Origin of the sequence: Pontibacter saemangeumensis, from assembly GCF_039541895.1 — a bacterium.
Lineage (GTDB): Bacteria > Bacteroidota > Bacteroidia > Cytophagales > Hymenobacteraceae > Pontibacter > Pontibacter saemangeumensis.
Map to the genome: position 1 here is coordinate 475,364 of NZ_BAABHC010000002.1, position 12,258 is coordinate 487,621.

At 52.7% G+C, this 12,258-nt stretch carries 15 protein-coding genes; 11 read left to right on the plus strand and 4 right to left on the minus strand.

Going from position 1 to position 12,258, the window contains the following annotated elements:
* Nucleotides 1-5 precede the first annotated feature (5 nt).
* From bcp to ABD920_RS03520, 7 genes are all read left to right on the plus strand, one after another.
* Nucleotides 6-458, plus strand: coding sequence for a thioredoxin-dependent thiol peroxidase (bcp, locus tag ABD920_RS03490; protein WP_345156796.1), 453 nt, complete (start codon nt 6-8; stop codon nt 456-458).
* Nucleotides 459-698: 240 nt separating this feature from the next.
* Nucleotides 699-1,556 (plus strand): transketolase, encoded by an 858-nt coding sequence (locus tag ABD920_RS03495; RefSeq protein ID WP_345156797.1) that lies wholly within the window; start codon nt 699-701, stop codon nt 1,554-1,556.
* Nucleotides 1,557-1,632: 76 nt separating this feature from the next.
* Nucleotides 1,633-3,027 carry a vWA domain-containing protein gene (locus tag ABD920_RS03500; RefSeq protein WP_345156798.1) on the plus strand — a complete coding sequence of 465 codons (1,395 nt, stop codon included), beginning with the start codon at nt 1,633-1,635 and terminating at the stop codon, nt 3,025-3,027.
* Entirely contained in the window at nt 3,028-3,987 is a 960-nt protein-coding gene (locus tag ABD920_RS03505; RefSeq protein WP_345156799.1) for a transketolase family protein, read from the plus strand.
* 105 nt (nt 3,988-4,092) lie between these two features.
* Nucleotides 4,093-4,632, plus strand: a complete 540-nt coding sequence (locus ABD920_RS03510; RefSeq protein ID WP_345156800.1) for an RNA polymerase sigma factor — start codon at nt 4,093-4,095, stop codon at nt 4,630-4,632.
* Nucleotides 4,633-4,676: 44 nt separating this feature from the next.
* Nucleotides 4,677-5,111, plus strand: a complete 435-nt coding sequence (locus tag ABD920_RS03515) for a hypothetical protein (RefSeq protein WP_345156801.1) — start codon at nt 4,677-4,679, stop codon at nt 5,109-5,111.
* Between the two features lie 7 nt (nt 5,112-5,118).
* Nucleotides 5,119-5,571 (plus strand): Spy/CpxP family protein refolding chaperone, encoded by a 453-nt coding sequence (locus tag ABD920_RS03520; RefSeq protein WP_345156802.1) that lies wholly within the window; start codon nt 5,119-5,121, stop codon nt 5,569-5,571.
* A 228-nt stretch (nt 5,572-5,799) separates the two neighbouring features.
* Here the strand turns inward: ABD920_RS03520 and pepE are convergent, their stop codons facing one another.
* From pepE to ABD920_RS03535, 3 genes are all read right to left on the minus strand, one after another.
* Nucleotides 5,800-6,519: a dipeptidase PepE gene (gene pepE, locus ABD920_RS03525; RefSeq protein ID WP_345156804.1), complete on the minus strand. Its 720-nt coding sequence runs from the start codon at nt 6,517-6,519 to the stop codon at nt 5,800-5,802.
* Between the two features lie 126 nt (nt 6,520-6,645).
* Nucleotides 6,646-6,906, minus strand: a complete 261-nt coding sequence (locus tag ABD920_RS03530; protein WP_345156806.1) for a hypothetical protein — start codon at nt 6,904-6,906, stop codon at nt 6,646-6,648.
* Between the two features lie 89 nt (nt 6,907-6,995).
* Nucleotides 6,996-7,226: a hypothetical protein gene (locus ABD920_RS03535; protein ID WP_345156808.1), complete on the minus strand. Its 231-nt coding sequence runs from the start codon at nt 7,224-7,226 to the stop codon at nt 6,996-6,998.
* A 282-nt stretch (nt 7,227-7,508) separates the two neighbouring features.
* On the opposite strand from ABD920_RS03535, the gene ABD920_RS03540 reads away from it, so the two are divergent.
* The gene (locus ABD920_RS03540; protein ID WP_345156809.1) at nt 7,509-8,582 is read left to right on the plus strand and encodes an MBL fold metallo-hydrolase; all 1,074 of its coding nucleotides are present in this window, start codon (nt 7,509-7,511) and stop codon (nt 8,580-8,582) included.
* Between the two features lie 49 nt (nt 8,583-8,631).
* On the opposite strand, the gene ABD920_RS03545 is transcribed toward ABD920_RS03540, so the two are convergent.
* The gene (locus ABD920_RS03545) at nt 8,632-8,820 is read right to left on the minus strand and encodes a hypothetical protein (RefSeq protein ID WP_345156810.1); all 189 of its coding nucleotides are present in this window, start codon (nt 8,818-8,820) and stop codon (nt 8,632-8,634) included.
* 304 nt (nt 8,821-9,124) lie between these two features.
* Between ABD920_RS03545 and ABD920_RS03550 the strand changes: the two genes are divergently transcribed.
* The 3 genes from ABD920_RS03550 (at nt 9,125) to ABD920_RS03560 (ending at nt 12,182) form a co-directional block, all read left to right on the plus strand.
* Nucleotides 9,125-9,547, plus strand: a complete 423-nt coding sequence (locus tag ABD920_RS03550) for a Dabb family protein (protein WP_345156811.1) — start codon at nt 9,125-9,127, stop codon at nt 9,545-9,547.
* Nucleotides 9,548-9,740: 193 nt separating this feature from the next.
* On the plus strand, nt 9,741-10,724 hold the full coding sequence (locus ABD920_RS03555; RefSeq protein ID WP_345156813.1) for an aldo/keto reductase: 984 nt from the start codon (nt 9,741-9,743) through the stop codon (nt 10,722-10,724).
* Between the two features lie 432 nt (nt 10,725-11,156).
* Nucleotides 11,157-12,182: a tetratricopeptide repeat protein gene (locus ABD920_RS03560; protein ID WP_345156814.1), complete on the plus strand. Its 1,026-nt coding sequence runs from the start codon at nt 11,157-11,159 to the stop codon at nt 12,180-12,182.
* Nucleotides 12,183-12,258 lie beyond the last annotated feature (76 nt).

Below are 12,258 nucleotides of genomic sequence, written 5' to 3' on the forward strand. Positions count from 1 at the left end.
AACGCATGGAATTGAATATTGGAGACAAAGCCCCTGATTTCGAAGGCAAAGACCAGCACGGCAACACCATCAGGCTAAGCGACTACCGGGGCAAAAAAGTGATCCTCTACTTTTACCCGAAGGACAACACATCCGGCTGCACCGCCCAGGCCTGCAACCTCCGCGACAATTACAGCGATCTGTTCCAGAAAGGCTTCGAAGTTATCGGCGTTAGCACCGACAGCGAGAAGTCACACCAGAACTTCATCAGCAAGTACGACCTGCCCTTTACGCTGATTGCAGATACTGAGAAGCAGATAGTGGAGCAATACGGGGTGTGGCAGGAGAAATCGATGTATGGCCGCAAGTATATGGGCACCATGCGGTACACCTTTGTGATTGATGAACAAGGAGTGATCCGGGACATCATCAAAAAGGTAAAAACTGCTGACCATTCCAGCCAGATTCTGACAAATTAGACTATAAACGCAGCTGCCCGCAAAGCAGCTGCGTTTATACTTTTAAGCCGGAGAAAGATTTTATATCACTTTCTGTTTCTCTTTCTCATAATAAGTGTTTATTTTACATTTATATAGAGGTCTCTGCATCTCACCCTATACAGCATTCTTCCAGGCTGGCTATTAAGGGGGTTGATGTTTGCGGCAAAACAGATTAATTGCGTATTATTACTGAAATTGATAACTCATAACCAGATTAAAGTGAATCCACACAACAAGAGCATTGAAGAGCTGAAGCAAATAGCGGCACAGGTACGCCGGGATATCGTGCGCATGGTGCATGCCGTAAACTCCGGCCATCCGGGCGGCTCCCTCGGCTGCACCGACTATTTCGTGTCGCTGTACTTTAAAGTGATGAACTACAGCACCGACTTTGACATGAACGGCGAAGGCGAAGACCTGTTCTTCCTGTCGAACGGTCATATATCCCCGGTATTTTACAGCACGTTGGCCCGTGCAGGCTTTTTTGAAGTGAAAGAGCTGGCTACTTTCCGTAAGCTGAACTCGCGGCTACAGGGGCACCCAGCCACCGAAGAGGGCTTGCCCGGCATTCGTGTGGCCTCGGGTTCGCTCGGCCAGGGCCTGTCAGTTGCCATCGGGGCCGCGCAGGCAAAGAAGCTTAACAAGGACAAGAGCCTTATCTATGTGCTGATGGGTGACGGCGAACTGGAGGAAGGTCAGGTTTGGGAAGCCACCATGTACGCCGGTGCCAAAAAAGTAGACAACCTGATTGCCACTGTTGACCGGAACGGACAACAGATAGACGGCTCCACCGAGGAAGTTATGCCGCTGGGCGACCTGCGCGCTAAGTTCGAAGCGTTTGGATGGCACGTGATGGAGGCAGACGGCAACAACTTCGAGACACTGCTGCCTGCCCTGGACCAGGCAAAAGCCGCCACCGGCAAAGGCAAGCCTGTGATGATCCTGATGGATACGCAGATGGGGTATGGCGTGGACTTTATGATGGGATCACACAAATGGCACGGCGTGGCACCGAACGACGAGCAGCTTCAGATTGCGCTGCAACAGCTGGCCGTTCAGAAGGCTGCTGATTACTAAGACATCCCCAACCGCACCAGGCAGACGCTGCAGGGGGCGGCAGGTTTATAGATAGGTTTGGCTTTAGCACCTTTGCATGCTACCCTGGAGCAAATTATTCGCGGCAATTTCCCTGTTGCTGATACTCTCAGCAACAGGGTCTGCCTTGGGCCAGGGAGAGCAGAAAGCAAAGCCTAAGACACGTATCCTTTTTCTGCTGGATGCTTCGGGCAGCATGCTGGCCAAGTGGGAAAAAAGCGACCGCATATCGGTGGCAAAAGACCTGCTGGCCCACCTCGTGGACTCGTTGGAGCGCCACGAGAACGTGGAAGTCGCCTTGCGGGTATACGGGCACCAGTTTGGACGCGAGCGCAACGACTGCAAAGACACGCGGCTGGAGGTGCCCTTTTCCGGCAACAGCACAGACGCCATCAAAAAGAAGCTGGCGGAGATTGTGCCGCGTGGCAACACGCCTATTACGTACTCGCTGCAGCAGGCGGCGGGAGACTTTCCGGAGGAAAAGACGCGAAACGTGATCATCCTGATAACTGACGGGCTGGAGTCCTGCGGCGGCGATCCCTGTGCCATGTCGCTGGCGCTGCAGAAGAAGCGCATCTTCCTTCGCCCCTTCGTTATCGGCATCGGCATTGAGCCGGAGCATGAGAAACAGCTCAGCTGCATCGGTGAGTATTACAATGCCGCCGATGTGGAGACATTCCAGTCGGTGCTGACGGAGATCGTGACGCAAGCGCTGAGCCAGACCACGGTGAGCGTGGAGCTGCTGAATGACCAGGGCAAGCCGGTGGAGACGAACGTGAACATGACCTTCCTCAACGCCCTGACGGGCCAGCCGGAATACAACTATGTGCACTACCAGAGCACGGAGGGGAAACCCGACATGCTGGACATCGACGCCCTGCTTTCTTACGACCTGGTGGTGAATACTGTACCGGCTGTCGTGGAGCGGAACATCAGCATAAAGCCGGGCATGCACAACGTGATCAGGGTAAAGGCGCCGCAGGGCATTTTGCACCTGCGCCAGGACGGCCCCTCCCCTTACGGCACCTTAGCTGCGCTTGTAAGGCGGCAGGGTTCTCCACAGACGCTGCATGTGCAGGTGTTCGGGGAGCAGCAGAAGTACCTGGCCGGTATATACGACCTAGAGGTGCTGACGGTGCCGCGCATATACCTGCAGGATGTGGAGATAAAACAGGGGCAGACGAACGCCATTGCCATTCCGCCACCGGGGCAGGTGGCCATTTCATCGCAGATGAAAGGCTACGGGAGTATCTACCTGATGGAGGAAGGCGGCGGGCAGCGCTGGCTCAGCAATTTGCCAGAGGAAAACAGCAAAATAACCATGGCCCTGCAGCCAGGGAATTACAGATTGGTTTACCGCATCAAAAATGCCCAGGCGAGTAAATTCACTGAAGTAAAGGATTTTAATATTAAATCGGGCGCAACTACAACCGTAAAAATTTTCAACAGATAGATGAAAGAGTACACGTATACCGAGAAAAAAGACACACGTTCCGGCTTTGGTGCCGGCCTGCTGGAGCTTGGCCGCACAAACCCCAATGTAGTAGCCCTTTGTGCCGACCTCGTCGGCTCGCTGAAGATGGGGGATTTTATCAAAGAGAACCCGGAGCGCTTTTTCCAGATAGGCATTGCCGAGGCCAACATGATGGGCATTGCCGCCGGCCTGACCATTGGCGGTAAGATACCGTTCACTGGTACGTTTGCCAATTTCTCGACAGGCCGCGTCTATGACCAGATCCGACAGTCCATTGCCTACTCGGGTAAGAACGTGAAGATATGTGCCTCACACGCAGGCGTTACACTGGGCGAGGACGGTGCCACGCATCAGATTCTCGAAGACATCGGCATGATGAAAATGCTGCCGCACATGACCGTCATCAACCCGTGCGACTACAACCAGACCAAGGCCGCCACCATCGCCATCGCTGAGCACGAAGGCCCGGTGTACCTGCGCTTTGGTCGCCCGGTTATCCCTGTTTTCACGGACCCGAACCAGAAGTTTGAGATCGGGAAAGCCTGGATGGTGAACGAAGGGACGGATGTCAGCATCTTTGCTACCGGCCACCTCGTTTGGAAAGCCATCTTAGCGGGCCATATACTGGCAGAGAAAGGTATTTCTGCCGAGATCATCAACATCCACACCATCAAACCGCTGGATGAAGAAGCGATCCTGAAGTCAGTGGCGAAGACAAAATGCGTGGTGAGCGCCGAAGAGCACAACCGCCTCGGTGGCCTGGGCGACAGCATTGCGCAGCTGCTCGTGAAGACGAATCCGCTGCCCATGGAATACGTGGCGGTAGACGACTCTTTTGGCGAGTCCGGCACACCGGAGGAACTGATGGAGAAGTACGGCCTGTCTGAGAACGACATTGTGGCTGCCGCTCAGCGCGTCATCAGCAGAAAGCAGCAGTAGACCGAATTTAACAGATTATATATGGAAGGGGCTGTGCGCATGTAGTACAGCCTCTTTATATTAACCCCTTCATGCACCTGCCTTCGGCTCCCTGAAAACTGTGAAGTGGAAGACAAAGAGCTTTTAGAAAAATTCTCCCAGCCTGAGAGCCGAAACCTGGCCTTTAACCAGCTTGTCCGGAAGTACCAGCAGAAAGTGTACTGGCATATCCGCAAAATGGTGATCGACCACGACGATGCTGACGACCTCACCCAGGAGGTTTTCATCAAGATATGGAAGAACCTCGAAAACTTCCGGAAAGATGCCCAGCTCTACACCTGGATCTACCGCATCGCCACCAATGAGTGCCTCTCTTTCCTGTCCAGCAAAAAGAGGAAATTCTTCCTGCCCATACACGACATCACCTCCGAACTGACGGAAAAGCTTGTCTCCTCCCCCGACATTGCCGGCGATGAGGTGCAGCTGAAACTGCAGAAGGCCATCCTGCGCCTGCCCGACAAGCAGCGCCTGGTGTTCAACATGAAATATTTCGACGAGCTTAAGTACGAGGAAATGTCCGAAATACTGGGAACTTCCGTAGGGGCATTAAAAGCGTCCTATCATATAGCCGCTAAAAAAATCGAAGAATATCTGCAACAGGATTAAACTATAGCACGGGTATTGCATCTAACCTAAAGAAGACGAGGAACATGAAGAAGGAACTTAGAATCAGCGACATTCCGAAGCACAATGTGCACCGGGTACCCGAGGGATACTTCGACCGGCTGCCCATGCGCATCATGGAACGCACCGCAGCCCGGGAGCATATCGCCTCCACTCCGTGGCAGGCACGGCTTTGGCGGCCGGTTCGTTATGCCATGGCTCCGCTCCTGCTGCTGCTCCTTTTTGCCGGCACCTTCTTATTCAGCATGCAACAGGCTCCCCAACAGGAAAAGCTGACGGTCGCGACGCTCTCTGACCAGGAAATCATGAACTACCTGAACGCCTACGCGCAGATGGAGACAGCTGACCTGGAGGAATACCTGGCCGCTGACCAGGAACTTGCCGCTGACTTCCTGAATGTAAGTCCAACAGCTGCTGAAGAAGAGCTGCTTTATTATAAACTCGACGATTTAGACTATTAAACCACCCATGAAGCATTACGCTCTATTAGTACTTCTATTCTGTGCCTTCACCCTTAGCGGCACAGCTGCCCTTGCGCAGGACAGACACAGTCACGAACGAAAGGAAAACGTAGAAGCCGCGAAAGTTGCTTACCTGACCGATAAGATGGGCCTTACCCCCGAGCAGGCGCAGAAATTCTGGCCGATCTATAACGAGCATGAGGCCAAGCGCCGCGAACTGGTAAAGGGGTACCGCATCGACTTCCGGCAGGATGTAGATGCCCTCACTGACGAGCAGGTACAGGCCCGCGTCGATAAGATTTTTGACCTGAAAGCAAAGGAACTGGCCCTGGACAAGGAGTATTCCTACAAATACCAGAAGGTCATATCCGTAAAGCAGCTCGTTAAGCTATACCGCGGCGAACGCGCCTTCACCAAGCTCCTGCTACGCAGGTTGGATGATAAGAAGATAAACCAGTAGATCAAGTTTAGCTGAATTAAAAAAGCGCTACCGTTATGGTAGCGCTTTTTTTGTGATATAGACTATAGGCCAGGGCTATGCAAGCAATAATAGGAGAAAGAGAACAAGGCAGGACAAAGCCCATTACCTGACGGCTTTCTTTTGCAGGTTCATTCATGGTAAAGACCAGTAAGCTAACAATCGATTTATATATAAATCTCGGTATCCTATAAGTCATCATCCGCTCTCTCAATACGCCTCCAGCAGAAAGTTGATATCATCGCCAGGGGCAAACTCCATCGGCTTCTCCCCTTGCAGGAATATACGCGCCGTAAGCGGGCCTTTTAGTGTTATATGATCCCCTTGCACACGCAGCATGCTTCCTTCCCGCAGGCCCACCACCGGCTGGCGGTTGTGGTGATGGAATTCAGCGATGCGTGTTTCACGAGTTTCGCCCATATGGGTGGAGTGTTCTACCGGGTCCTGGTAATGCGGGTTGATGTTAAACGGCACCAACTGTAGCGCATCAAAGGTTTTGACGTGCACGATCGGCATGTCGTTGGTGGTGCCGATGGTTTTGCCGGCCACGTTGGTGCCTGCGCTGGTCCCCATATAGGGCATGCCCTTGAGCACCCGCTGCTGCAATGGAGCCACCAGCTTATTCGCATAAAGATTGCGTAGCAGCACAAAAGTGTTGCCTCCACCAATAAACACGGCCTCCGCCTCATGCACCGCCTTCACCGGGTCATCGGATGCATGCACCCCGGTTACGTTTATGTCCCATTTCGCAAAGGCCTCGCGCACGGTGGCGGTGTAGTCGCTATGCGAGATGCCGCCCGGGCGGGCATAAGGTATAAACAAAAGATTTTTCTTCCCTTCTAAGAGTGCTCTGACTTCCTCCGCTGCATGTTCCAGATAGCCGGTGCCGTGTGTGGTGGAGGTGCTGATCAATAGTAGATTTCTGCTCATGCACGAAAATATGAATTTTGAATGAGGGGATAAGCAAGGGACTTCAGCTTAACCCAAAATAGGCTCACATGCCGTATAGAAACGCGATTTTCCATACACATACCAGCAAGCCCCAGACTCAGGAAACTACTCTTTGTTAATCAGGGCCAGCTTTAGTTTGATGGTATCGAGGTAGGGCTCCAGATGCGCGTAGTCGGTGAGGGCACGTACAAGCCCGATGCTTTTCAGGTCATATAGAAACCACAGCTCCACGTAAAAATCATGCAGCCAGTACAGGTCTATCTTGCACCAGCCCCGGATGCGGTGATGCAGGTAATGACCCTGCTCCAGCACCAGCTCGGCCTGCAGGTGCGGCGGCAATTCGTTAAATTCTTCTGCACGTATCATATCCATCAGGCACTTACTAACACAATATAGCAAAAAAAAGGCTGCACGCGGCAGCCTTGTAAATTAAACGATCTTTTCCTGATTTTGGTCTAATTCAGGTGAAGGGTATACATTTCGAAGCGCGTGGAAGCAAAGCTCCAGTGCGATGGAGATGGGTGAATTTCAACGCCGTCCTCGTCCATAATCGTGACAGCAAACCCTTCGCCCTGGTTCAAAGGTTCCGTGAAATGCTTCACAGGATACACCTTTCCTTCCTCTATCCACTCTTCCGGATCAAAGGCAGGCATGGTCGCGTCCACACATTTCGCATAAACGGCCATATAGCTGGGGGGTATAAATAGATTAACCATAATAGAATAACTTTCCAGTTAGATAAAAGATTCCTGTCGCTCAGGAAATCATGCCAACCCAAATTTTACAGGGCCACATGCAAGGTTCCAAATAACATGCCTTAGATAAATAACAGCAAAAATCGGCAGACATAAAACAACAACCGCCAAAAAATATTAAAGTTTAGGATTCTATGGATTCGGGCAGCCTCTTTAACGTGTACCTCGTAGTTAAAAAGCTGAATCTGTTCCTAAAAAATAATCCCATCTCATATGGAAGCATCTAAACCCAAATATTACGCCGGCAAAAGAGAAACCTTTGCTGTGGCGCCCCGGGTATGGGGGCTGAAAACAATCTTCGTAAATTTATTTTTCATTGCTAACCCCGACGGGTCGTGGGTGCTGGTGGATGCGGGCGTGCCGGGTTCCACGGCAAAGATCCGACGGGCGGCAGACGCGTTGTTCGGCGACGAATCCAGGCCTAAGGCCATCCTGCTCACACACGGGCACTTCGATCATATCGGCGCTGTGAAGGACTTGGCCCAGGAGTGGGATGTGCCGGTATATGCCCACCCGATGGAACTGCCTTACCTCACCGGACTCTCCAGCTACCCACCACCCGACTCAAGCGTGGGCGGCGGCGGAATGGCCTATATGGCCTTTGCCTATCCTAAAAAACCGATCAACATCAGAAATCATATCGAGTTATTGCCCGGGGATGGCTCTGTGCCTGGCCTGGAAGGCTGGCGCTGGCTACACACGCCGGGCCATACCGCCGGCCACGTTTCATTTTTCAGGGAGGAGGACCGTGTGCTGGTGTTGGGCGATGCCTTTACCACACGCGATGCTGAGTCGGCGATTGCGGTGATGACAGAGAAGCGCGAAGTGCATGGGCCACCTTCCTACTTCACCCCGGATTGGGCGGCCGCCCACCGTTCTGTTGAGATCCTGGCGGACCTCAACCCTGAAGTGGCGGCGTCCGGGCACGGCATGCCGATGGTGGGCCATGAGCTCCGCCGGCAGTTAGATGACCTGGTGAAGAACTTCTGGGTGGTGGCCGTGCCCAACAAAGGGCGCTATGTACACGAGCCGGCCATTACGGATGAACGCGGCGTGGTGTCGGTGCCGCCTCCGGTGGGCAACTCGGTGCCCAAGATCGTAGCGATAGCGGGGGCGGTGGCACTGGTAGGCATGGCGCTTTCAGTTTTGGGCAAGCGCAGTTCCGACAAGTCCGCCCGGCGGAAAAGCAAAAGGCCTTATTCGCACAACAGGGTCGCTTCCGGCTTGCACCCTACCGTAGATCCGGACCACGACGACCCGAACGGACACACAAACAACTATCCTTAAAATCAAAAACGGCCAGCTGAGTATGTCAGCTGGCCGTTTTTTTTAGAGGCTATTTTCCCTTGTGGTTGGCCCTTCCGGAGCCGCTCTTTTTGCCCCCGCCATCCTGCATGTTCACGGTGGCCCAGGCCCTTTTCTCAGCTTCTTCCGGACTCACACCTCGATCCTCATAGCTCTCTTCTATATGCTGCGCTTTGCGCTTCTGCTTGTCTGTGTAAGCAGATTTATCTCCTTGTGGCATATTTCCTCCTTCTGGTTTTGGTGAAACATATATGGCCCCTGGCCCAGCTCATTTTACGGCGCAGCCTACTCTGAGTATCGATCAGCCCCCGTATTTTTTCGTGCCGCAACCGATCGCAGAGGTGACAGCAGGCTATGGTTGGACGCCTTTAATTGTGTAAATTAACGGCAGCACCCGCTTTAGCCAAGCCCGCTCTGTTATTCCGCTTGATTTTTTAGGTGGCAGCATATCGTTGCCAGCTATTTCTTTTCCCTTTACAGGTATATAAAAAAGTTTTAACCACTTAATTAATTGTTTTGCAACCATGAGAAAAATACTGCTACTTGGACTAAGCTGTATCCTGCTTTCGGCCTGCGATCAAAAACCTAATCGCTCAGCCACCTTGCAGGAGAGCCCTGCTTCAGGTTTGCCGGCCGAAGCGGGGATCCAGCGCATTGTGTGTTTTAAGTTTAAGCCCGGTACGACCCCGGAAGCTATTCAGCAGCACATGCGTGGCTTTGCCAACCTAAAGGATAGCATCTCCTACATCTTGTCTTACCATGCCGGTCCCACGGTAATGGGAGACCTGACCACGGCGCCGGAGTACGATGTCATGCATTACACCACTTACCGGAACGAGGAAGAAATAAAGCTTTATTCGGTTCACCCCGTGCACCAGCGCTTTATAGCAGAGAACAAAGCCATATGGGATAAGGTGCTTGTCATCAACTCCAGGGTGCGCCCCTGAGGCCGGCCATCAAATCCCGAATCCAGCCATTCATAAAGAAGCGCAGCAGCCCCGTGGCTGCTGCGCTTCTTTATGCTGAGCATGCCCCCTGCTTTCCCTGCTGTTCGCCTCAGGCTGCCCCTGATCCTGCTGCTGCAAACCTCGTACATCAGAATACACAACAGCAGATATAAACCTTAATCAGAATCAAAAGATGAAGCAGCGAAGAATTGGCCAAAGTGACTTATATGTTTTCCCGATCGGGCTGGGCGCCATGGGCATGTCTGACTTTTACGGGCAGCCAGACGAGCAGGAATCCATCAGGACTTTACACACAGCCCTGGAGCACGGGGTGAATTTTATTGATACCGCCGATATGTACGGCGTGGGCCGGAACGAAGAGCTCCTGCAAAAGGCCTTGCACGACCGCTGGGACCAGGTGGTGCTGGCCACCAAGTTCGGAATTGTCCGGGAGCCCGGCTCCACACGGTCCAGCGGCATCAGCGGCAAGCCGGACTATGTAAAGAAAGCGTGCGAAGCCAGCCTGAAGCGCCTGGGCCGCGACAGGATCGACCTCTACTACCTCCACCGCGTGGACCCCGAAACGCCCATCGAAGAAACGGTGCAGGCGATGGCCGAACTGGTACAGGAAGGCAAAGTGCGCTATATCGGCATTTCAGAAGCCTCCGGCGAAACCTTAAAAAGGGCGCACGCCATCCACCCGATAACGGCCATCCAAAGCGAATATTCACTCTGGAGCCAGGATGTGGAGGAAACGACGCTGCCCGCCTGCCGCGAACTGGGCGTCGGTTTTGTAGCCTACAGTCCGCTGGGCCGTGGGTTCCTGACAGGCAGCATCAAAAGCTTCGATGACCTGGACCCCAACGACTACCGCCGCACCTCGCCGCGTTTCATGGGTGATAACTTTCAGAAGAACCTGGATTTGGTGAAGAAAGTGGAGCAGATAGCCGAGGCCAAGCAATGCACGCCTTCTCAACTGGCCCTTGCCTGGCTGCTGTACCAGGGGGAGGACATCATCCCCATCCCCGGAACGACGAAGGTAAAGCATCTGCTCACTAACATTGAAGCCGTAAACGTGGCGCTTTCGGAAGAAGATCTCCTGGAAATAGGTCAGGTTATGAAAAATATCCACGGAAGCCGCTACGACGAAAAAGGCATGCGCCTCGTCAATGCCTGAGATATATATCCCTGCTTCTGTATGTTCTATAAACCCGGAGGCAGGGATATATAACTGCCTGTCCTGGCCATCACTTTCAGGCGCTGTTCTTCCCCCGCTTCAGTGTTGATCGGGTTCCTGACTTAACTCAAGTTGCGCTATATAGAATTGTTTGGGATTTTATGGCAGAGAACCCACCCCCAACCCCTCCGTTAACATGGGGTTGGGGGTGAGTCTTGTTTCAACAGGGAAAATAAATCGCACCTTTGGTTACTTATATTAACTTTCTATATATCAAATTTTTATATATGTGAAGAAGATAGATAGATAATAATTTTTCATATTTTAATTCAATTTGCTAAACTATATATAAAAGAATAAGTATCTTTCAGTAGCGCCTTGCTGTTGCTGCAGCCAACGATGCGCAAACCGAAACTTACAAATTCTTTGTACATGAAAAAGCTCCTTTGCGCCCTCCTGCTGATTGGCGGCACTGCTACCTCCGGCTACACCCAGACAAGCCCGCTTGAAGACCAGATCAACCAAGGCATTTTGCTCTATGAGGAAGGGGACTACAAGGCCGCGCTGGAGCACTACCAGCAGGTGCTGCAACAGAACCGGCGAAGCCCGGAGCTGAACTACGAACTCTCGCTCACTTACTTCGCCCTGCACGACATGCCCAATACGATTAGGTACAGCACAGCGGCGATTAAGTCGATTAACGCCAGCCCTGAACTGAAAGCGCAGGCGCACGTGAACCGGGGCAGTGCGCTCGATTTAACGGGCAAACCGGAGCAGGCCATCAAAGAATATAAGAAAGCCATGAAGCTGGACCCGGCTTACCATATGGCATATTACAACATGGGGCTGACGCTCTATAATCAGGAGAAGTTCAGCGAGGCGGAGCAGGCACTCGTGCAGGCGGTGCAATTAAAGCCGGGGCATAGCAGCAGCCATTTGCTGTTAGGTTATATCAAGCAGGCGCAGCACCAGCGCGTGCAGAGTCTGCTCGCATTTTATAACTTCCTGCTGCTGGAGCCGAAGACAGAACGGGCCGCCGGCGCGTTTAAAACACTGCAGCAAATGCAGCAGGAGGGCGTTTCGAAAGGAGAAGGCAACACTGTCAACATTTTAGTGAGCGCTGATAAAATGGAGGACAACCCGTTTTCAGCTGCAGAGCTGATGCTTTCGATGATGCAGGCCTCAAACCAAATCGAGGCAAAGGAAGGCAAAACTCCGGAACAGCTTTTCTTCGAGAATACGCAGTCTTTCTTTAACATTTTAGGCGAGCTGAGGGAAGACCGGCAGGACTTCTGGTGGCGCTACTATGTGGAGTTCTTCCACGAAATGTCGCTGGATAAGAATGTGGAGGCCTTCAGTTACTCCATCCTCCAGAGCAAGGCCTCTGAAAGCTGGTTAAGCGAGCACCCTGCCCAGGTAGAGCAACTCGCCAAGTGGTACCAGAACTACAAACGCTAGCGCTGTTGCAGGCAGGGTAACAGAGGCACCGGAAGTGCAGAAACAGAAGGCCACCCGCATTCTTTCAGTGCTAATT

Bases quoted from the DNA above. Each gene is read 5' to 3' on its own strand.
- bcp (WP_345156796.1), top strand. From the start codon at position 6: ATGGAATTGAATATTGGAGACAAAGCCCCTGATTTCGAAGGCAAAGAC.
- ABD920_RS03500 (WP_345156798.1), top strand. From the start codon at position 1,633: ATGCTACCCTGGAGCAAATTATTCGCGGCAATTTCCCTGTTGCTGATA.
- ABD920_RS03505 (WP_345156799.1), top strand. From the start codon at position 3,028: ATGAAAGAGTACACGTATACCGAGAAAAAAGACACACGTTCCGGCTTT.
- ABD920_RS03515 (WP_345156801.1), top strand. From the start codon at position 4,677: ATGAAGAAGGAACTTAGAATCAGCGACATTCCGAAGCACAATGTGCAC.
- ABD920_RS03520 (WP_345156802.1), top strand. From the start codon at position 5,119: ATGAAGCATTACGCTCTATTAGTACTTCTATTCTGTGCCTTCACCCTT.
- pepE (WP_345156804.1), bottom strand. From the start codon at position 6,519: ATGAGCAGAAATCTACTATTGATCAGCACCTCCACCACACACGGCACC.
- ABD920_RS03530 (WP_345156806.1), bottom strand. From the start codon at position 6,906: ATGATACGTGCAGAAGAATTTAACGAATTGCCGCCGCACCTGCAGGCC.
- ABD920_RS03535 (WP_345156808.1), bottom strand. From the start codon at position 7,226: ATGGCCGTTTATGCGAAATGTGTGGACGCGACCATGCCTGCCTTTGAT.
- ABD920_RS03540 (WP_345156809.1), top strand. From the start codon at position 7,509: ATGGAAGCATCTAAACCCAAATATTACGCCGGCAAAAGAGAAACCTTT.
- ABD920_RS03545 (WP_345156810.1), bottom strand. From the start codon at position 8,820: ATGCCACAAGGAGATAAATCTGCTTACACAGACAAGCAGAAGCGCAAA.
- ABD920_RS03550 (WP_345156811.1), top strand. From the start codon at position 9,125: ATGAGAAAAATACTGCTACTTGGACTAAGCTGTATCCTGCTTTCGGCC.
- ABD920_RS03555 (WP_345156813.1), top strand. From the start codon at position 9,741: ATGAAGCAGCGAAGAATTGGCCAAAGTGACTTATATGTTTTCCCGATC.
- ABD920_RS03560 (WP_345156814.1), top strand. From the start codon at position 11,157: ATGAAAAAGCTCCTTTGCGCCCTCCTGCTGATTGGCGGCACTGCTACC.